The organism is Pseudarthrobacter sp. PH31-O2 (genome assembly GCF_030063265.1).
Taxonomy (GTDB): Bacteria; Actinomycetota; Actinomycetes; order Actinomycetales; family Micrococcaceae; genus Arthrobacter.
This window is the reverse complement of the sequence record NZ_JASIST010000006.1, coordinates 147833-167302: the sequence shown is the minus strand read 5'-3', so window position 1 is coordinate 167302 and position 19470 is coordinate 147833. Positions and strand designations below refer to the sequence as shown.

Annotated in this window: 17 protein-coding genes; 11 read left to right on the top strand and 6 right to left on the bottom strand. The window is 64.3% G+C overall.

Going from position 1 to position 19470, the window contains the following annotated elements; translation table 11 throughout:
* Positions 1–25 precede the first annotated feature (25 nt).
* Positions 26–799 (top strand): DUF998 domain-containing protein, encoded by a 774-nt coding sequence (locus QMG72_RS11275; RefSeq protein WP_282360085.1) that lies wholly within the window; start codon positions 26–28, stop codon positions 797–799.
* 135 nt (positions 800–934) lie between these two features.
* Here QMG72_RS11275 and QMG72_RS11270 read toward each other — a convergent pair whose 3' ends face one another.
* Positions 935–2455 (bottom strand): chitinase, encoded by a 1521-nt coding sequence (locus QMG72_RS11270; RefSeq protein ID WP_283480526.1) that lies wholly within the window; start codon positions 2453–2455, stop codon positions 935–937.
* A gap of 267 nt (positions 2456–2722) precedes the next feature.
* On the opposite strand from QMG72_RS11270, the gene QMG72_RS11265 reads away from it, so the two are divergent.
* From QMG72_RS11265 to QMG72_RS11255, 3 genes are read left to right on the top strand one after another with little or no spacing between them, the layout of a single operon-like run.
* Positions 2723–5068 carry a glycosyltransferase family 2 protein gene (locus QMG72_RS11265; RefSeq protein ID WP_282360087.1) on the top strand — a complete coding sequence of 782 codons (2346 nt, stop codon included), beginning with the start codon at positions 2723–2725 and terminating at the stop codon, positions 5066–5068.
* Positions 5065–5514 carry a DUF7793 family protein gene (locus QMG72_RS11260; protein ID WP_283480525.1) on the top strand — a complete coding sequence of 150 codons (450 nt, stop codon included), beginning with the start codon at positions 5065–5067 and terminating at the stop codon, positions 5512–5514. Before QMG72_RS11265 ends, QMG72_RS11260 begins: the two co-directional genes overlap by 4 nt.
* Positions 5504–7027: a putative bifunctional diguanylate cyclase/phosphodiesterase gene (locus tag QMG72_RS11255; protein WP_226776403.1), complete on the top strand. Its 1524-nt coding sequence runs from the start codon at positions 5504–5506 to the stop codon at positions 7025–7027. The genes QMG72_RS11260 and QMG72_RS11255 overlap by 11 nt, the downstream gene beginning before the upstream one ends.
* Positions 7028–7128: 101 nt before the next feature.
* On the opposite strand, the gene QMG72_RS11250 is transcribed toward QMG72_RS11255, so the two are convergent.
* A complete protein-coding gene (locus QMG72_RS11250; RefSeq protein WP_226776404.1) occupies positions 7129–7440 on the bottom strand; it encodes a hypothetical protein in 312 nt (103 codons plus the stop codon).
* A gap of 209 nt (positions 7441–7649) precedes the next feature.
* Here QMG72_RS11250 and QMG72_RS11245 point away from each other — a divergent pair, with 209 nt between their 5' ends.
* Entirely contained in the window at positions 7650–8672 is a 1023-nt protein-coding gene (locus QMG72_RS11245) for a hypothetical protein (RefSeq protein WP_282360089.1), read from the top strand.
* A 188-nt stretch (positions 8673–8860) separates the two neighbouring features.
* Here the strand turns inward: QMG72_RS11245 and QMG72_RS11240 are convergent, their stop codons facing one another.
* Complete coding sequence (locus QMG72_RS11240) at positions 8861–9514, bottom strand: hypothetical protein (protein WP_283480521.1); 654 nt, start codon at positions 9512–9514, stop codon at positions 8861–8863.
* 115 nt (positions 9515–9629) lie between these two features.
* Here QMG72_RS11240 and QMG72_RS11235 point away from each other — a divergent pair, with 115 nt between their 5' ends.
* From QMG72_RS11235 to sucD, 5 genes are all read left to right on the top strand, one after another.
* Positions 9630–10487, top strand: a complete 858-nt coding sequence (locus QMG72_RS11235; protein WP_282360091.1) for an inositol monophosphatase family protein — start codon at positions 9630–9632, stop codon at positions 10485–10487.
* A 325-nt stretch (positions 10488–10812) separates the two neighbouring features.
* Positions 10813–13335 (top strand): DNA helicase PcrA, encoded by a 2523-nt coding sequence (gene pcrA, locus QMG72_RS11230; RefSeq protein WP_396021324.1) that lies wholly within the window; start codon positions 10813–10815, stop codon positions 13333–13335.
* Positions 13336–13340: 5 nt separating this feature from the next.
* Complete coding sequence (locus QMG72_RS11225) at positions 13341–14018, top strand: hypothetical protein (RefSeq protein WP_283480519.1); 678 nt, start codon at positions 13341–13343, stop codon at positions 14016–14018.
* 253 nt (positions 14019–14271) lie between these two features.
* Entirely contained in the window at positions 14272–15441 is a 1170-nt protein-coding gene (gene sucC / locus QMG72_RS11220) for an ADP-forming succinate--CoA ligase subunit beta (RefSeq protein WP_282360094.1), read from the top strand.
* A gap of 12 nt (positions 15442–15453) precedes the next feature.
* Complete coding sequence (gene sucD / locus QMG72_RS11215; RefSeq protein WP_226776411.1) at positions 15454–16356, top strand: succinate--CoA ligase subunit alpha; 903 nt, start codon at positions 15454–15456, stop codon at positions 16354–16356.
* Between the two features lie 107 nt (positions 16357–16463).
* Here the strand turns inward: sucD and QMG72_RS11210 are convergent, their stop codons facing one another.
* On the bottom strand, positions 16464–16946 hold the full coding sequence (locus tag QMG72_RS11210) for an SRPBCC family protein (protein WP_253031172.1): 483 nt from the start codon (positions 16944–16946) through the stop codon (positions 16464–16466).
* On the bottom strand, positions 16943–17284 hold the full coding sequence (locus QMG72_RS11205) for an ArsR/SmtB family transcription factor (RefSeq protein ID WP_253033473.1): 342 nt from the start codon (positions 17282–17284) through the stop codon (positions 16943–16945). The genes QMG72_RS11210 and QMG72_RS11205 overlap by 4 nt, the downstream gene beginning before the upstream one ends.
* A 227-nt stretch (positions 17285–17511) precedes the next feature.
* Between QMG72_RS11205 and QMG72_RS11200 the strand changes: the two genes are divergently transcribed.
* Positions 17512–18906, top strand: coding sequence for a sugar porter family MFS transporter (locus tag QMG72_RS11200; RefSeq protein ID WP_282360095.1), 1395 nt, complete (start codon positions 17512–17514; stop codon positions 18904–18906).
* Positions 18907–18998: 92 nt separating this feature from the next.
* On the opposite strand, the gene QMG72_RS11195 is transcribed toward QMG72_RS11200, so the two are convergent.
* Positions 18999–19448 carry a MarR family winged helix-turn-helix transcriptional regulator gene (locus tag QMG72_RS11195; protein ID WP_226776462.1) on the bottom strand — a complete coding sequence of 150 codons (450 nt, stop codon included), beginning with the start codon at positions 19446–19448 and terminating at the stop codon, positions 18999–19001.
* Positions 19449–19470 lie beyond the last annotated feature (22 nt).

Genomic DNA, 19470 nt, shown 5'->3' with positions numbered 1-19470 from the left:
TGCGGCGCCGTACTACGCTCTTGGCATGACCGCAGCCGCTAATTCGCCGTCCATGGACATTGTCACAATTCCGAACCTGCCGTCCACCCGGTTCTACGCGGGCGCACTGGCACTGCTTAGCGTGCTGCAGTACTTTGTGGCAGAGGCCGCCGTCATCGGTGCCTGGACGGGCCCGCAGCCGTACAGCCGCCGGACCGGATACATCAGCGATCTGGGGGCCCTGGACTGCGGGGTCTTCAACGGCAGGGACGTCTGCTCGACGGCCCACGGGCTGATGAACGCCTCCTTTGTGGTCCAGGGCGTTGGCATGATGGTCGGCGCGCTGCTGCTCACCGGGGCACTGCTGTGCACGGCTGCGCGGCCCGGGGCGCCGATGGGCCCGCGTGCCGGCCTCTGGAGCCCATGGGCGGCCGCAACGGCTGTTCGCGTTTTGATGCTGGCCGGGGGAGCCGGGACCGTAATTGTTGGCCTTGTGCCCGAGGACGCCGGCTCCGCGTGGCATGTGGCGGGCGCTGTGGCGTATTTCGCCGCCGGCGGCCTGGCGTTGCTGGTGCTGGGCTGGCTGTGGCGCGGGCAAACCCCGTTGGCTTGGATCATTCTTGCCTGCGGGCTGGCATCACTGGGAGCGCTCATCGCCGGTGGTGTGACCGGGATGGAGGTGCCGGAGCCCGGGACCCTGGAGCGGCTGATGGGCTATCCGATCACCGTGGGGATGGCCACCGCAGGCCTCGTGGTCGCCCAGCGGATGGGGGAGCAGCGTTCCGCAGCTAAACCGAAGAGGTCAGCGTTGGCTCGTTAAACTCTCCGGTCCCGGGTCCCGGGTCTCCGGTCTCCGGGACCCCGGGGCTCAGGCCCCGGCCCGTGCGGCCGGGGTCCGGCGAGAGCCTCGGCCCGATGACCGGTACCCGGCGCCCTTGTGGGCGCCCGGGGCCGGTCAGGGGGAAACGGACGCTGTCGGGGAGGGCGTCGCGGCAGCGATGAGCTTCAACAGCTCCTCATCGCTGAGTTTGGTCCACGGTGATTCCGGCCCACCCTGGAGGGCGGCCTCGGGGCTGTTCGTCTGGGTCCACCACTTTGCTTCGAAGACCCGGCCCTCGAAGAACACCCGGTCACCCTTCCGGTAGATCTTGGCGGGTTCCCACTGCGGGGCCGTCCCGGCCGGGGCGGTGAGCTGCGGGGTCGGCCGATCGCCAGGCAGGACCGGGCCGATGATGCGCCACGGTGTTGCGGCACCCCGGAGTACCGGATCGTCTGGGGTCTCCGCGCGGGTCCACCACTTGGCCTCGTAAACATTGGCGTGCCAGACGATCCGCTCGCCGGTGGAGTAGGCGGCGGTTTCGTTCCAGATCGGATACGGGCTGGTGGACGGATTATCGGTGGCGGCTGGGGCCCGGGTGGATTGCGCGGAGGTTGCCGGAACAGCGGAGGGACTGGCCGTACCTGTCACCCCGGAGCCAAGAATCGTGGCGTAACTGGCGGAGCCCTGGTCCACGCCGCTGCAGCCATCGGAGACCTGCTTGACGTCGGGGTAGTTGGGGCTGCAGGTCCGGTCGCGGTTCAGGGACCACATTGACAGCCGGCCGACGCCCTTGGTGCTCGCGTAGGCACTGAGTTCCTCGGCGTCCTTGAGCGTGAAGATTTCGCCGGCGACGTCGTTCTGGCCAATCATCGGGGTGAGCCCGATCTTGCGCCACACTGTTTCGCTGCCAAGCTCCATTCCGGCGTCGCGGTACAGGCCGGCGAGCTGACGGTGGGTGGCCTCGGCGGCCGAGACGGCATTGTCAAACATTGAACGGTCCGTGAGCCTGCTTCCGCCATAGTCCATGGTCATGATGTTGACGCCGGCCAGGTCGCCGCCGCCGGCAATCGTCCGGCGTACTGCGTCGCTGCCGGCCGCCGTCAAACCGTTCGGGTCTGCGGGCAAGGTCAGCCAGAAGTCCAGGTCCTTGCCGCTGCTGCGGCGGTCCTTCTGGAGCGCTGCTATGGCCGAGGCGCGCCTGTCCAGGGACGCGGTGTCGCTGAGCGCCCCGCCTTCAATGTCCAGATCGATCCTGCTGACGTTGTAGCGGTCCACAACACTCCGGTACGCGTCTTCGAGTTTGGCCACGTCGGTGCACCCGGTGGCCAGCTCGTTGTTGATCTGGCCGCCGAAGGAGACAGCGACGCTTCCGCCCAGTTGCTGCAGCCGCGCCACCCTGCGGTCCAGGTCCAGGGCAGAGCCTGCCTCATCGAGGGAGTACGCGGCGCCCCAGCTCGGGGTGCAGGCGTCACCGGGGTCCGCCACAATAAAGGACAGCAGGACTTTCTCGGCTTCCTTGGATACCGGAGCCTCAAAGGCGTAGCGGGGAGTCGCGGTGACGTCCACGTATCCGGAGAAAATGGACGGAATCGCCTGGGCCGCCGTCACGTCCTTGAAGTTGCCCCACGCGGTCACTCCTCCGGCGGTGAGTGCCACCACGGCTCCGGTGAGAACGCCGAGCCGAACGATCGATAATTTCCGGCCTGGAAATCTTGCGGACACAGGGTCCCCCAATTCTTTGTTTTGAGCTGCCGGGCACACGCCGGCCATCGGGATCAATTCGTGATATTCCGGGGTGTCTGATGTCTGGTGACAGTCTGTCCTTGCATTATCATAAGGGCACTCACTGGAACATTCCGGTGCACCGGGAGCTATTCGACGTAAGCGAACGCCGAATCGCCGATTTTCAGTCTATGGGGACCAATGTCTGATCAACTAGTGTTGCCGCGCCTTGACGTGGAAAACGTCGTCGGCGAGCAAAAAGGTGCCGTGCGTCGCCGCCAATGGGGTGCCGAAAAGCGTTCCGAGCCGCTTTCGATTGTTCACCCGCGGCCATCGCGCCGGAAGATAATCCTCGGGCGTTTGGGCATTCTCACCACAGTGCTTGCCTGGGTCACCTACGTCATTTCAACCATCCTGCGGGAACTGGCCGACAACCCGAATGCCGGGTTCAGGTTTCAAATTGAGACCGTCTCGTATCTGGTGGTCGTAACATTCCTGACATTTTCGGCGCTAATGTACCTGATGGCCCGTCAGGGTGCCCTCTATCGATTCCGGGACCACACAAGAGTGCCGCGCGGAGAACTGGACCGCCATTTTTCGGACTACTCCGACGGCATTACGGTTCTGGTACCCTCGTACGCCGAGGAACCCCAGGTGGTGCGCGCAACGCTGTGGTCCGCCGCGTTACAGGAATTCCCGGCCCTCAAGGTTGTCCTTCTGGTCGACGATCCGCCCAACCCCCAGGACCCGGCAGACCTGGCCAAGCTCGACAAGACCCGTGCCCTCAGCGCAGAAATTTCCGCAGCCATGAGCGTCCCGGCGGGACGGTTCAACGCCGCCCTGGCGGACGTCCGACGCCGGGCCGCGGCGGATCGTGCCGACGACGCCGCTGAGCTGGCTTTGCTCATAGCTGAGTACGAGGCTGCCGCTGACTGGCTGGAAACAATGGCAGCGAACGAGCAGGTCGAGGATCACGTTGATGAGTTCTTCGTCGACCTTGTCCTGATGGGGCTGGCCCGTGAGTTGCGGCTCGTGCTGTTGGGCCTGAACGCGGCCATGGCGCAGCAGACGGCGCCGACCTGGTCGCGTCGTGAAGAGCTGTACCTGCGCCTGACGTGGATCTTCAACGTTTCCACCGAAACGTTCGAACGCAAGAAGTACGCGAGCCTCTCACACGAGGCGAACAAGGCCATGAACCTGAACGCCTATATCTCGCTAATGGGGCAGGCCTGGCGGGAGGAAGACACCGCCGACGGTGTAGTCCTGCGCAAGATCCAGGACGGCGCCGAACCTGACGGAACTGACCGGATCCTGGATTTCCCGAACACAACGTATCTCCTGACGCTCGACGCCGACTCGCTGCTGCTGCGTGACTACTGCCTGCGCCTGGTGTACTTCCTCGAATCAGCCGGTAACGAGCGTGTCGCCGTGACCCAGACCCCGTACTCTTCCTTTCGCGGCGCACCGACCCGGATCGAACGCGTCGCAGGGGCCACCACAGACCTGCAACACATCCTCCACCAGGGAATGACTTACTACGGCGCCACCTTCTGGGTGGGCGCCAACGCGGTAATCCGCAAGCGTGCCCTGGAGGACATTGTTGAGGTGGAAACCAACGGTGCCTTCGAAGTCAGAACCTATATCCAGGACCGCACGGTCATCGAAGACACCGAGTCCAGCATCGACCTGGGCCAGCACGGCTGGACCCTGGTGAACTACCCGGAGCGCCTCAGCTACAGCGCCACGCCACCTGACTTTGGTTCCTTGGTGGTCCAGCGCCGCCGCTGGGCCAACGGCGGACTCCTGATCCTTCCCAAGCTCTGGGCCCAGCTCCTCCAGAGCCGCTCGGACCGCCGCAAAATCCTGTTCCGGGAAGTGCTCCTGCGCGTGAATTACATGGCGTCGATCGCCTGGGCGAGCTTCGGGTTGCTTTTCCTGCTGGCCTATCCTTACGACAGCCGGCTGCTGAGCCCCATCGTCTTCCTTGCGGCCCTGCCCTACTTCCTGGCTATGGGCAGCGATCTGCGGGACTGCGGGCACCGCTTCAGTGACATCCTTCGGATCTACGGCTTCAACCTGGTGCTGCTTCCGGTGAACCTCGCCGGTGTGCTCAAATCGCTGCAGCAGGCAGTTACCGGGGACAAGATTCCGTTCGCCCGTACGCCCAAGGTCAAGGACCGCACGGCAGCTCCGGCCATCTATGTACTGACGCCCTACGCGATCGTCGCCTTCTCCCTGCTGACCGTCTGGCGTGATGCCCAACTGGGAAACTGGGGCAACGTGGCTTTCGCCTCGCTGAACGCCGTCTTGGCCGCCGGCGCAATCCGGGCCTACATCGGAGTGTTCAACTCCGTGGTGGACGTATTCCTCGGTATGGTCAACTGGCTGTATGTCAGTCCGCGGCCGAAGAAGACGGGGGAGAGTCTTGTGGTTGAGAAGTCAGCCGAAGAAGTCGACTGGGAGTCCATTCTCTACCATGGCGACCGCCGGCTGAACAGGGACCTTCGCGGGTCCACGGACCGCCGGCGTCGAATTGCTGTCCGTTGAGCCTGGACGCCCTGGCCGGGCCTGAGGAGCGGGTTCCCCCTGAGCCCGCTGTCCTCGAGCTTCCGGAGCTGACCGCGCCCGCGGGTGCCCCGATCGGCGTCCGCGTCATCGACGGCGGCATCCTCGAAATCGTGCTTCCCGCGAACGCGGAAATCGGCGGAGCCGAGGCGCGCGTCGCCGGATCTGCGGCCCGGCGACTGGCCAACGGCCGGCGCATGCCGGTGATGCTGGTCATCACGGGTGTGGTGGGAGTCAGTGTTGAGGCCCGGCACATCTACGCGAGCTCCATTGCTCCGTCCGCGTTCGCCGTCGTGGGGGTAAGCCCCGTGGACCGGGTCATTGCGCACTATCTCCTCCGATCCCCGGGCGAGACGATTCGGGCGGAGTTCTTTACGTCCGAAGCCGAAGCCGTCCAGTGGTTAGGGCAGTTCACCAGTGAAGCCTGATCGGCCGGACCCCCGGCTGCATACCCTCGTGGAGGGCATTGTGCGGATCGCCGGAGGGGACCTGAGTACCAGGATTCCGCACTCCGGCGCCAGGGATGACGTCGCCGCGGTCATCGCCGGAATTAACCTGATGGCTGATGACCTGCAGACCATCTACCAGGAACTCGAGGAACGCGTCGAAAGCCGGACGGCGATGCTTCGGGACGCCCAGGGCGAGCTGGAGCGGATGGCCCTGACCGATCCGCTGACCCAACTCGCGAACCGGACGGCGCTTAACTCGGTCCTGAGCCATGCGCTCGCTGAGACGACCCGTGGAGAACAACCGCCGGCGCTTCTGATTCTTGACCTTGATTCCTTCAAGGGCATTAACGACACGCTCGGTCACAGTGCCGGAGACGACGTTCTGCGGCTGATTGCACGCCGGTTGCAGAAAGCCGTTCGGGAAACGGACACTGTGGCGCGACTCGGCGGCGACGAGTTCGCGATTATGCTGCCCAAATCAACACTCGTTCGGGCCCGGCGGGTAGCCAACCGGATTCTCAAGGCGCTCAGTGAGAGCCTTGAAGTCGGGGATTTGCGGGTCACCTGCGGCACCAGCATCGGACTGCGGGTCGCCGAACCTGGCCAGTCAGTGGACGAGCTGGTCATGGAGGCGGACACCGCGATGTACGCGGCCAAGGCCCAGCCGCACAGCAGTATCAAGGTGTTTGAACCGGCGTTGCTCTACGCCCGGCGGCTGCAAAGCGTCATGATCACAGAAATGCGCGAGGCCATCCTCAAGGATCAGCTCACTCTCCACTACCAGCCCGTGGTGGAGCTCGCTACCGGAAGGATCGAAGGCGTCGAAGCGCTGGTGCGGTGGAACCATCCGGAGCGAGGGCTCCTGATGCCGGATCAGTTCATTCCGCTGGCCGAAGAGACGGGCATGATTGTCGATCTGGGCCGTTGGGTACTTCGGCACGCCGTGCAGCAGTTGCGGGACTGGCAACAGAATCTGAACTTGGACAGCAGTTTCAACGTCAGGGTAAATATCTCCACCACGGAGCTCCAGAATCTGGAGCTTATTGAACATGTCCGCGACATTCTCCGCGAGACGGGTGTGGATGCCGCGAACCTCATCGTGGAACTGACCGAGTCCATGGCGGTCAACGGCGGGGACGTGGACAAATACTCACTGAGCGGGCTGCGCCGGCTCGGCGTGCAGCTTGAGATCGACGATTTCGGTACCGGCTACTCTTCCATTAGCTATCTGCGGAAGCTGCCCGTCAACGTCGTCAAGATCGATAAGAGCCTGATCGACGGGCTGGGGGAGGACGAGGAACAGGGGAGCTTTGTAGGTGCCGTGTTGCACCTCATCCATGCCTGCGGCCTCAAGGCTGTTGCCGAGGGAATCGAGACGGCGAAGCAAGCGGAGATCCTCACCGCGCTGGGTTGTGCCAGTGGTCAGGGCTACTTCTTTAGCCGCCCGGTGCCTGCGGCGCAACTCGAGCCGCTGATTGAGCTGCCCGAGTAGCTGCCGGTTGGCCGGTGCCGGGAGGCGTTAAGCCAGGAACGGTGGTACCGGAGACGATCCCGGTACCACCGCGCGATGTTGCATTGACCCGGACTGGGGTCCTAGACGCCTGACGTGCCGTTCGGCCACCAGCCGACCTGCGGGCTTGTGGTGTTCGGCCACCAGCCGACCTGCGGGCTTGTGGTGTTCGATTTCGCGGCGGCGGAGGGGGTGTTGCCGTTCGGCCACCAGCCGACCTGCGGGCTTGTGGTGTTCGGCCACCAACCCACCTGCGGGCTTGTGGTGTTCGATTTCGCGGCGACAGTGGAGTCTTGGGCGGAATTGCTGCCGGCTGCCGAAACCACGGTGCCGGCGGACAGCCCTGCTGCGATCACTGCGCCGGCGACAAGGAATGTTGCGAGCTGCTTCTTCATGGAAACTCCTGAGGTTCAAGGGGCTGATGGGACTCATGGTGCGTAATTTGATTGTAGGGGTTACGACACGCCAGCAGCGAACAATAAGAGAGCCGGCAATGAATCTTGTGCTAACGGCGCGCACTTGAGCGAAACCTGTGTCAATCCTTAGTTTCCTATACTTGCGCGTTTTGGTCACACGCACGCCCTCGCCGACGGATAATTGATTTATGCAACACAACCCTGTCTCCGCGGCATACGTCGCCGCCGAGCTTGAGGCGCGCGAGCGCTGGGACAATCACGTTTTCGGCGAAGCTGCATCCAGCGCCCACACCGCGGCTACGATTGCGCGCCGGGACGGGGACCCGGAATCGTGGTGGAACATGACGTTTCTCCAGGCGGAGAGCCTGCTTGCGGCGGGCCAGTTCGAAGATTGCACGACTGTGGCGCATTCGCTGATTCTCCAGCCGGAGCTGATCAGCCCGCAGGCCAAGGCGCAGGTTCATATTCTTAAAGCCAAGGCGGGTCAAGGCTCGGGCCTCTTGGAGAGCGCGGTGGTGGAGGCCAGATTGGCCGCCGACCTGATGCAGGATGAAGCCGACCTCGAAATGCGCGTCAAGGCCCTGCAAGCGCTCATTGGCGCGTTGGCTGACAGCGGGATGCTTGATGAAGCCTGGGCTGAATGCCTGAATTTGGCGGACGCAATTTCCGTCGAGGTAGACGATCAACTGGTTGGCAAGGCGTATTGGGTGATCGGCAACGTGGCCTTCCTCTGCAACAAAATCCAGGACGGACTTGATTTCCACGAACGAGCGGCTGCCACGTTCTCGCCGGCCAGGAATCTGGATGTCTGGGCGAAATTCAACAAGGCGTCGGCAGCGATGCGGCTTGCCGCCGACATCGCGGATGCGGACACCCTACGCTGCATTGAGCGTGCCGAGTTGGCCACCGACATTATTGGGGGCTCCGCCGAGGACCATATGCTACTCCGCCTCAACCGCGGCCATTGGAGTTACCTTGCCGGGGAGCCGGCGGCAGCCATCGGCGTCCTCGAGGGCGTTTGCGCGGAAGCGAACAGTACCCTCCCGCAGATCGTGGGCGAGGCCAGGCTGCTTCTGGGCCGGGCACATGCTGCGCTCGCGCAGCCCGGTAGGGCCAACGAGAACCTGCTGATGGCAGCCCATCAATTCGAAGCTGCGGGCGCCTCCCAGCGGGCCCAACTCGCTCGCGGATTCCTCTCAGCCGAGGAGTGAACCCGCCCTCGGGCCATCCCACTGCCCGGGTGGACATGCCCTCCCGGTTCCAGCGCGAATGGACATAGTGCGATTGTGCCCAGCGATCCGGTGCAAGGCTGGACATGTCCCGCGGCCGAGTCGGCTAAGGCTGGACATGTCCCGCGGCCGAGTCGGCTAAGGCTGGACATGTCCCGTGGCCGAGTCGGCTAAGGCTGGACATGTCCCGCGGCTGGCGCGGGTGCGGAAACGCGTTTACGGACCAGGAACACGGCAGCTACTCCAGCCGCCAGGCTCAGTACCAACAGCACCCAGCCGGCGACGGTGAGGCTCGAGGCCAGTGCCACCTGGCCGGCGTCGAGCGTGTCTGCGGACATCATGGAGTCTATGGCCGAGTTGCCCCACAGCCGGACGGCGGCGAAAAGCACTGGCAGTGCCCACATTGCCCAGCGCAGCCCTCTCCGGGTCACGTTTGTACCAATGAGCAGCAGCCAGGTGAAGCCGAAGATCAGCGGAAAGAGTGTGCCGGCCGTCTTATGGACGTAGTTCAGCTGTCCGCGGGCGTCCTCGTCCATTGCGGCGCGCAATTGCTCCGCGAACCCCTGGTCGAAGCCCCCAACCAGGGAGTCTGGCATGGCGAGGCCATTGCTGAGCTGGGTGAGCTGGTTCAGTGTCAGGAGATGGAGGTACCAGAAGAGGAAAAGGCTCGCTACAACACCGGCAATGAGGATCAGAGTGCTGTTGCTCTGCGCCTTCTGCGGAGTCCGGCTGGTGCTTGGGTTGATCACCGACGGCAGCTGGTGCTGGGGGACGACTGCGTTGGTGCCGTGTTTCTTTATTCGCTGTGCGGGTGTCTTGGCCATGGCTCCATTATCGCCCCGGAATGACTGCGCAAGCGGGCGCCGGGCAAAGTACGGTCCGCCGGCTCGGCTGGCACGCCGCCTGTTCAGTGCCAGTGGCCACCGATAGGCTGGGCGCGTGACCGAACTAGGAAAACACCGGCTCGGCCGGCACAGTACAGCTGAACTCAATCCCGAACTTGATGACTACCAGCTCGCCGAGGCTCTTGCGCGGGAGGCTGGAAACCTCGCGCTGCTGATGCGCCAGGCCGGGCTGGAAGGCCGGCAAAAGACCTCGGTTTCCGACGTCGTCACGGCCGCGGACCACGCGGCCGAAGCCTACGTGCTCGAACAGCTCCAGCGCTGCCGTCCCGACGACGGCATCCTCGGCGAAGAGGGCTCGGCCGTGGCGGGTACCAGCGGCAGGACATGGGTGATCGACCCGGTCGACGGAACCTACAACTTCCTGAACGGCTCCACCTACTGGTGTTCTGCAATCGCGCTTAAGGATTCCTCCGGGGTGCTGCTCGGCGGGATTTTCCAGCCGGAGGCGGACAAGCTGTGGCTCGGAGGACGAGAGCGGCCGGCAACGCTTAACGGTGAACCGCTGACTACCTTTTGGCCCGGTGGGGTCCCCGGCGCCAGCCGCTCCGACACCCCGCTCTCCGAGCTTGGCGCTGCTACCTACATTCACCCCACCTGGCTGGCCGACCCGCTGTGCGCCATGCCGTGGCACGCCGCCGCGACCTCAGCTGCCGCACTGCGGATGTTTGGCTCCGGTTCCTGCGACCTCAGCCGGGTAGCCGACGGCGAACTGGGCTGCTGGTTCCAGCACAGCTGTCCGGAGTGGGATTGGCTACCCGGCCAGGCAATTGTCCTTGCGGCCGGTGGCGCTGCCGACGTCGTCCGGGTCAACGGATTGGACTGGTTCATCGCCGGCGGTTCAACGGCCGTGCGCCAACTCCGATCCGCCCTCGAATCCGGCGCCGTGTCATAGCCTCGGTCTGGTAGCTGCCGGGCCGGGAGGACATGCTCATTGTTCGGCGCGTGGTGTGGACATGGGGGCACTATGTCCAATGCTGGCGGGCAGGGGAGGGCATGTCCGCCAGGGCGGTTTTCCTACGACTGTTGGACATGCTCATTGTTGGGCGCGTGGTGTGGACATGCTCATTGTTGGGCGCGTGGTGTGGACATGCTCATTGTTGGGCGCGTGGTGTGGACATGGTGGCGTTATGTCCAGTGCTGGCGGGCAGGGGAGGGCATGTCCGCCAGGGCGGACGCCGGTGTCAGCGGCACCGCCTAGACTTGTTAACACCATGGATATGTTGTTTGACCCTTACGCCGACGGACCCTTCGCTACTGCCTCGACGACGGCGGCGGGCACCAAAGTGCCTGCCGGGACGGGCCTGGCCGGGCGGGATCCCGCGGAAAGTGCCAAGCTCAACGGTGAACATCACGTCAACTTCGCCGGAGACGGAAACGGAGACCACCGGCAGCTTCCCGGCCCGGCAGAGCTCCTTGAAGGACTTAACCCGCAGCAGGAAGAGGCCGTAAAACACGCCGGCAGCGCCCTGTTGATCGTCGCCGGCGCCGGCTCGGGTAAAACCCGAGTGCTCAGCAACCGCATCGCCTACCTGATCGCCACCCGCCGCGCCCATCACGGCGAGATCCTGGCCATCACGTTCACCAACAAAGCTGCCGCCGAAATGCGGGAGCGGGTTGAAGCCCTGGTTGGCGGCCGGGCCAAAACGATGTGGGTTTCCACCTTCCACTCCTCCTGCGTCCGGATCCTGCGCCGCGAAGCCAAAAACGTCGGATTGAACTCCAACTTCTCCATTTACGATTCCGCCGACTCGCTGCGGCTGGTCACACTTGTGGCCAAGAACCTGGACCTGGATCCCAAGCGTTTTGCCCCCAAAGCCATCCAGCACAAGATCTCGGCGCTCAAAAACGAACTCATCGACGCGGACAGTTACTCCTCCGGCGCCAATCACAATGACCCCTTCGAGCAGGCCGTCGCCGAAGTCTTTAAGGGCTACACCCAGCGGCTGCGCCAGGCCAACGCCATGGATTTCGATGACCTGATCGCAGAGACGGTCTATATGTTCCGCGCCTTCCCTGCGCTCGCCGAGTCCTACCGGCGCCGCTTCCGGCACGTCCTCGTAGACGAATACCAGGACACCAACCACGCCCAGTACGCCCTGGTGCGCGAAATCGTCGGCGAAGGCCCCGGCGCTGCCGAACTGACCGTCGTCGGCGACTCGGACCAGTCCATCTACGCCTTCCGCGGCGCCGACATCCGCAACATCGTGGAGTTCGAGAAGGACTACCCCGACGCCCGCACCATCAAGCTGGAGCAGAACTACCGCTCCACCCAGACCATCCTCAGCGCCGCCAACTCGGTCATCTCACGGAACCCCAATCGGCCGGAGAAGCGGCTCTGGACGGCAGAGGGCGACGGCGAGAAGATCGTCGGCTATGTCGGCGAGAACGAACACGACGAAGCCCAGTTCATCGCCAAGGAAATCGACCGGCTGCAGGATGAAGGCGATCTGCGCCCCGGCGACGTCGCGATCTTCTACCGCACCAACGCCCAGTCCCGCTCGATCGAAGACGTCCTGGTCCGCGTCGGACTTCCCTACAAGGTGGTCGGCGGCACCCGGTTCTACGAGCGCAAGGAAATCAAGGACGCTCTGGCCTACCTGCGGGTGCTGGTCAACCCGGATGACGACGTCAACCTGCGCCGGATCCTCAACGAGCCAAAACGCGGCATCGGCGACCGGGCCGAGGGTGCCGTGGCATCCCTCGCCCAGCGCGACCGAATCTCCTTTATGGCGGCCGCCCGCCGCGCCGACGAGGCCCCCGGCATGGCCACCCGCTCCGTCAACGCCGTGCAGGGCTTCGTAAAGCTCCTCGATGACCTCGCCGAGGTAGCGTCCGGCTCCGGTGCTGCCGCGGCACTTGAAGCCGTCCTGGAACAGACCGGCTACCTCGCCGGCCTGCGCTCCAGCAGCGACCCTCAGGACGAGTCGCGGGTGGAAAACCTCGCCGAACTCGTCGCCGTCGTGCGTGAATACGAACGCGACAACCCTGAGGGTTCGCTTGGTGCCTTCCTGGAAGGGGTCTCCCTCGTCGCTGACGCCGACCAGATTCCGGACGCGCCGGAGGGCAGCGCCGATCAGATGGCCGCCGCCGTCGCGGAAGCCAAACGGCTCGGAGTTGTCACCCTGATGACCCTGCACACCGCCAAGGGCCTGGAGTTCCCGGTGGTGTTCCTGACCGGCATGGAACACGGGCTGTTCCCGCACCAGCGCTCTGCCACCGACCCCAAGGAACTGGCCGAAGAACGCCGGCTGGCCTACGTTGGCCTGACCCGGGCGCGCAAACGCCTGTACCTGACCCGGTCCGAGGTCCGCAGCATGTGGGGCCAGAGCCAGTACAACCCCGCCAGCCAGTTCATCGAAGAAATCCCGGCCGACTTGGTGGAGTGGAAGCGTGAAGGCTCTACCCGCCAATCCGGCGGCTGGGGCAGCGGCGCAACCGTCGGCTCAAGCCGCTACGGTGGCTCATTCTGGGGTGCCGGCACCGCACGCGGGGCCGACGCAAGTACCTCAGCGGGTTTCAACGCGGACGTTCCGGCGGCCATTGTCAAAAACCGGGTGCAGCCGCAGAAGGAAATCGTCGCTGTGGGTGTGGGCGACAAGGTCAACCACACGAGCTTCGGCAACGGCACCGTGCTGGCCGTCGAAGGCTCGGGGGACAAGACCGTCGCGAAGGTGAAGTTCAGCATCGGTGAAAAACGGCTCCTGCTCCGTTACGCCCCGCTGACCAAGAGCGACGCCTAGGCATTATGGAGTTCATACGACGGACACTGTTGGGGATCACGGCCGGCCTTACCCTCGTGGCAGCCACGGCGTGTACCGTCACGCAGAAGGACCCGGACTACGTCCCGCCCGCGCCGCTGGCAGTTCTGGAGCAGCTCAAACAGGCCCCGCTCGCCGATGCGTCGAAGTACGCCGTCGGCCAGGACCTCCTCAGCTTCGTCTCGGCAGACCGAAACGTGGTCTGCTCCCTGACCTCGGCCAGAGGCGAGCACGTGAACCTGCCGTATGAGCAGAACGGCTACGCGGACAGCGCCAACAACAAGCTGGCCACCGTCCCGGTGGCGCACTGTGAGCTGGCTTCCTACCCCGCTCCGGAGGCCACGGACATTTCGGATACCTGCGGCGGAACCGGGCTCGGCTTCCTCGGCGGCGTCGCGTTGCTCACCCCGGGGCGCGCGGTCTACGGCGAATGCCGATCCGGTGTCACCGAGCAGGAAGCGGAGTTCGGCCCCCGCGGAACCCACACCGGTCCCATCTCCGAGCTTCCCGTCCTCGACGAGGGCAAGAACCTGGAGCGCAACGGGCTGCGATGCTCGGCCTACAACGGCGGTGTCGCCTGCGGAAACGTCTCAGCCGGCGTCGCCTTTTTTGTGTCGCGCGACCATTACGAACTGATCCACAACGCCGGCAAACAAGGCTCGTAGGGGCCCTTTGAAGCCCCAAAAACCCCGTAATCTAGGGGTTTTTCTACGCTCCATAGAATAGTGTCCTTACTCACATAAGGGGTACTCTGGGGCGGGCTGCTTCCCAGGAAGGGCTACAGTTCGAGAGGAGCATTGCGCCGTGTGGCTCGTTTCCAAGCTAGTCGCAGGGTGCGTTTATTCCGCAGCCCGGTAACCGCGATAACGTGGGGTCCGGCTGTACAGAAACTACTTCGACGTAGAAGGACACTAAACCGTGGACCTGTTTGAATACCAGGCGCGCGATATGTTCGAGGCGCACGGTGTACCCGTGCTTGCTGGCATCGTGGCGCATACCCCTGAAGAAGCAAAGGCAGCTGCCGAGAAAATCGGCGGCGTAACTGTCGTAAAGGCGCAGGTCAAGGCCGGAGGCCGCGGCAAGGCCGGCGGCGTTAAGGTCGCTAAGACCGCTGACGAGGCGTTTGAACACTCCACCAACATCCTCGGCATGGACATCAAGGGCCACACCGTTCACCGCGTGATGATCGCCCAAGGCGCTGACATCGCCGAGGAATACTACTTCTCTGTCCTGCTGGACCGGGCCAACCGCAACTACCTGGCCATGTGCTCGGTAGAAGGCGGCATGGAAATCGAGCAGCTCGCCGTTGAGCGCCCCGACGCCCTGGCCAAGATCTCGATCGACCCGGCCGTCGGCATCGACCAGGCCAAGGCCGACGAAATCGTCGCCGCTGCAGGTTTTGCCGAGGAACTGCGCGGCAAAGTCGCCGGCGTCATCCTCAAGCTCTGGGATGTCTTCAAAAAGGAAGACGCCACCCTTGTGGAGGTCAACCCGCTGGTGCTGACCGGAGCCGGCGACATCGTTGCCCTGGACGGCAAGGTCTCCCTCGACGAGAACGCCGGCTTCCGTCACCCCAAGCACGCGGCCCTTGAAGACAAGGACGCGGCTGATCCGCTCGAAGCCAAAGCCAAGGCGCAGGACCTCAACTACGTCAAGCTCGACGGCTCCGTGGGCATCATCGGCAACGGCGCAGGACTGGTTATGTCCACGCTCGACGTCGTTGCCTACGCCGGCGAGAACCACGGCAACGTCAAGCCGGCCAACTTCCTGGACATCGGCGGTGGAGCGTCCGCCGAGGTGATGGCAGCAGGCCTCGACGTTATCCTGGGGGACCCGCAGGTCAAGTCCGTTTTCGTCAACGTCTTCGGCGGCATCACCGCCTGTGACGCCGTCGCCAAGGGCATCGTCGGTGCCCTGGCCGAGCTGGGCCACTCCGCGAACAAGCCGCTGGTTGTCCGCCTCGACGGCAACAACGTCGAGGAAGGCCGCCGCATCCTGGCCGAGGCCGACCACCCGCTGGTTACCCTGGCAGCCACCATGGACGAGGGCGCCGATAAGGCCGCCGAGCTCGCCAACGCAGCGAAGTAAAGGGACTCGACTATGTCTATTTATCTGAATAAGGACTCCAAGGTCATCGTCCAGGGCATCACCGGCGGCGAAGGCACCAAGCACACCGCCCTGATGCTCAAGGCCGGCACCAATGTGGTCGGCGGTGTTAATGCCCGCAAGGCCGGCACCACTGTCGTCCACGGCGACACCGAGATCACCGTTTTTGGCACGGTCAAGGAAGCCATGGCCGAGACCGGCGCCGACGTTTCCATCGTCTTCGTGCCCCCGGCGTTCACCAAGGACGCCGTTGTTGAAGCCATCGAGGCCGGGATCGGCCTGGTCGTTGTTATCACCGAAGGCGTGCCGGTCCAGGACTCCGCCGAGTTCTGGGCACTGGCCCAGTCCAAGGTGGACGCCAACGGCAAGCAGGTCACCCGCATCATCGGACCGAACTGCCCCGGCATCATCACCCCGGGCGAGGCCCTCGTCGGCATCACCCCGGCCAACATCACTGGCAAGGGCCCCATCGGCCTCGTCTCCAAGTCAGGCACCCTGACCTACCAGATGATGTACGAACTGCGTGACCTGGGCTTCTCCACCGCCATCGGCATCGGCGGAGACCCGGTCATCGGCACCACCCACATCGATGCACTCGAAGCCTTCGAAGCCGACCCGGAGACCAAGGCGATCGTGATGATCGGCGAAATCGGCGGCGACGCCGAAGAGCGTGCCGCAGATTACATCAAGGCACACGTCACGAAGCCGGTTGTTGGCTACGTGGCCGGCTTCACCGCCCCGGAAGGCAAGACCATGGGCCACGCCGGCGCCATCGTCTCGGGCTCCGCGGGCACTGCCCAGGCCAAGCAGGAAGCCCTCGAGGCTGCAGGGGTCAAGGTCGGCAAGACGCCGTCCGAGACCGCCAAGCTCCTGCGTGAAGTCCTCGCGACCCTCTAGGGGCCAAGCAACACCAAGCAACACCACAACGCGGGGTCACCGACGGCCCGTCCCACTTGCTGGGATGGGCGCGGCGGTGGCCCCGCGTTGGTTGTTTAAGTTGTGCCTTATCCGGGGTCTCCGGCCAGAACCTCTTCGAGGCGTTCATAGCCTTCGGACATACCACCCTCCATCCCGGACTTCGCCATGCCGTCGCGCGCCTCGAGGCTGGGATAGACCGCGTGGCCGCTGAGCCGGGTGCGGCCACCGCCAAGGTCTTCAAAGCTGAGGAATTCAATGCTCACCACGTCCGGGTAGCCGTCGAATTCGAAGGTCTGGATGGCGAATTCGTTCTCCCGGACGGTGTGGAAGACGCCGCTGAAGCCGTACGCACTGCCGTCCGGCGCCGTGTGGGTGTAGCGGTAACTGCCGCCGGTCCTGAAGTCATAGTGGTCAATGCTCATGCTTACCCGCCGCGGCCCGAGCCACCGGGCGACGAGTTCGGGGTCCTGGTGCGCCCGGAAGACCTCGGAGACGGGAAAGTCGAAGTCGCGCCCAAAGTCGATGAAGGGCAGCCCGTCGGGGACTGTCAGAGTCAAAGCGTTCCTCATGATGCGTCCTTTGCCTGTGTGCCGCTCAGTGCGGCGCGGGTTTTAAGCACGGCGTCAAGACCGCGAAACTGCCTCTCGCGGACCAGCCGGTACTGGTCGATCCATGCGGTGAGCACCTCCAGCCGTGCGGGGTTCAGATGCACGGGCCGGCGCTGGGCGTCACGGCTGCGCGTGACCAGCTGCGCCTGTTCGAGCACCTGGATGTGTTTGGAGACCGCTTGCTTGGTGATCGCAAAGGGTTCCGCCAATTCGTTCACGGTGGCCGGGCCGCGGCTGAGCCGGGCGATGATGCTGCGGCGGACGGGGTCGGCCAGCGCCAGGAAGGCTACGTCAAGCATGCCGTCGTCGTCGTTGTCCACGTGATGCACCACCTTCCGTCGATAATTTGTGTTTTGACCGGGCTCCGGCCCGGAGTCACTGGTAATCAACTATTTCGTTGATCAATCCATAGGTTGCTAACGCTACGCCTGGCGGACGGCTGCCGCAAGGGCCCGCCGCCGAGATTGAACAGCAGTGCCATCGCGTAAAATGGTTGGAATTTGGGCGTCTGCGGGAAGGTGCGCGAATGACGGCAACCACACGGCCACACCAGGTCAAACACCGGCGGGCACTCCGTACCGCCACCGTCATTTCCACCCTTGGCGGATTGCTCTTCGGCTATGACACGGGCGTCATCAACGGTGCCCTGCCTTATATGCAGGAGGACCTGGGCCTCACTCCGCTCACCGAGGGGCTGGTGACTTCCTCGCTGCTCGTTGGGGCCGCTTTCGGCGCCCTCTTTGGCGGGCGCCTGGCGGACCGCAACGGACGTCGCAAGATGATCATGGCGCTGGCCGTCATCTTCCTGATCGGCACCCTGGCCTGTACCTTCGCCCCGAACACCGAGGTGATGGTCCTGGCCCGGTTTGTTCTCGGGCTTGCCGTCGGCGGCGCCTCCGTCGCCGTGCCGGTGTACCTCGCCGAAGTCTCACCGAGCAACCAGCGCGGGCGGGTCGTCACCCGGAATGAATTGATGATTGTCACCGGGCAGCTGCTGGCTTTCATCTTCAACGCCTACCTCGGCGTCAGCTTCGGCGAATCCGGCGGGATCTGGCGCTGGATGCTCGTGATCGCTACGCTGCCGGCGATCGGTCTTTGGATCGGCATGAGCTTTATGCCCGAAAGCCCCCGCTGGCTGGCCTCGATGGGCAGCTTTGGCGAAACGCTCAGTGTGCTGCAGCGGGTCCGCTCCCAGTCCGAGGCCAGGGCAGAGTTCGAGGAAGTCAAAGCCATGGCCGTGGAGGACTACAAGTCCACGGTGGTTTCCTGGAAGGATCTCGGTGTCCCGTGGCTTCGGCGCATCTTTGTGGTGGGCCTCGGGCTCGCTGTCATCCAGCAGATTACTGGCGTGAATTCGATTATGTATTACGGCACCCAGATCCTCGCCCAATCCGGCTTTGGCCGGGAGGCCGCTTTGACGGCGAACATTGCCAACGGAGTGATCTCCGTTGTGGCAACCTTCGTGGGGATCTGGCTGCTGGGCAAGGTGGGGCGGCGCAGGATGCTCATCACGGGCCAGCTCGGCACAACGGCGGCGCTGCTGCTGATCGGTTTCTGTTCGCTGGTCCTGCCCGAAGGCACCACCCGCGGCTTCGTGGTCCTCGCCCTGACCGTGACGTTCCTGGCCTTCCAGCAGGGCTCGATCTCGCCGGTCACCTGGCTGATGCTTTCCGAGATCTTCCCCCTGAAGATCCGGGGCCTGGGCATGGGCGCCTCGGTCTTTGTCCTGTGGAGCGTGAACTTCCTGGTGAGTTTTGGCTTCCCGCAACTCCTTGCCGCGATCGGGCTCGGGAACACCTTCTTCGTTTTTGCCGTGCTGGGCGTCGGCGCTATCGCCTTCGCCGCGAAGTACATTCCAGAGACCAAGGACAAGAGCCTGGAAGACCTTGAGCATCACTTCAAGCGGCTGGCCGCCAGGTAGCCAGCCGACGATTCGTGGCCGGCACCTTCGCCTGACCCCGCCCGGCACTGCCGCGGGGTGTGAGCTTGGCCGCCTCCGGGGCCCGCGGGGCCCTAGGTGGCTGCATGCAGCGTTGGCAGCGCCTGAACCAGGGGGGCCAGCTCCGGCACTTGTTGGGCGTCGGCCAGGGCCCGCTCCAACGTCTCGTCATGGCTTGGCCGGGCTTCCTCGAGCAGCGTGATGCCACTTGGGGTGAGCTCGGTGTAGATTCCCCGGCGGTCATCCGCGCACAGGATCCGAGTCAGCAGGCCCCGATCCTCCAGCCGGTTGACCAGACGTGTGGTGGCGCTGGCGCTCAACGCGCTGGCGCGGGCCAGTTGCTGCATTCTCATGTGCCAGCCGTCCTGCCGGCTGAGAGCTTCCAGCACGGTGTACTCGATAACGGAGAGGCCCGCCACCGACTGGAGGGACCGTTCCAGCTCCGCCTCAATCAGTCCGTGCAGGGCCGCCAGGGTCCGCCAGCCTTGTGCCCGGACCTCGACGGCGCCGTCCTTGATGCCCATCATTCTTCCCCTTTACATCTGC

Bases quoted from the DNA above. Each gene is read 5' to 3' on its own strand.
- pcrA (WP_396021324.1), top strand. From the start codon at position 10,813: ATGTTGTTTGACCCTTACGCCGACGGACCCTTCGCTACTGCCTCGACG.
- QMG72_RS11245 (WP_282360089.1), top strand. From the start codon at position 7,650: ATGCAACACAACCCTGTCTCCGCGGCATACGTCGCCGCCGAGCTTGAG.
- QMG72_RS11210 (WP_253031172.1), bottom strand. From the start codon at position 16,946: ATGAGGAACGCTTTGACTCTGACAGTCCCCGACGGGCTGCCCTTCATC.
- QMG72_RS11225 (WP_283480519.1), top strand. From the start codon at position 13,341: ATGGAGTTCATACGACGGACACTGTTGGGGATCACGGCCGGCCTTACC.
- QMG72_RS11275 (WP_282360085.1), top strand. From the start codon at position 26: ATGACCGCAGCCGCTAATTCGCCGTCCATGGACATTGTCACAATTCCG.
- QMG72_RS11265 (WP_282360087.1), top strand. From the start codon at position 2,723: ATGTCTGATCAACTAGTGTTGCCGCGCCTTGACGTGGAAAACGTCGTC.
- QMG72_RS11240 (WP_283480521.1), bottom strand. From the start codon at position 9,514: ATGGCCAAGACACCCGCACAGCGAATAAAGAAACACGGCACCAACGCA.
- QMG72_RS11205 (WP_253033473.1), bottom strand. From the start codon at position 17,284: ATGCTTGACGTAGCCTTCCTGGCGCTGGCCGACCCCGTCCGCCGCAGC.
- sucD (WP_226776411.1), top strand. From the start codon at position 15,454: ATGTCTATTTATCTGAATAAGGACTCCAAGGTCATCGTCCAGGGCATC.
- QMG72_RS11200 (WP_282360095.1), top strand. From the start codon at position 17,512: ATGACGGCAACCACACGGCCACACCAGGTCAAACACCGGCGGGCACTC.
- QMG72_RS11250 (WP_226776404.1), bottom strand. From the start codon at position 7,440: ATGAAGAAGCAGCTCGCAACATTCCTTGTCGCCGGCGCAGTGATCGCA.
- QMG72_RS11195 (WP_226776462.1), bottom strand. From the start codon at position 19,448: ATGGGCATCAAGGACGGCGCCGTCGAGGTCCGGGCACAAGGCTGGCGG.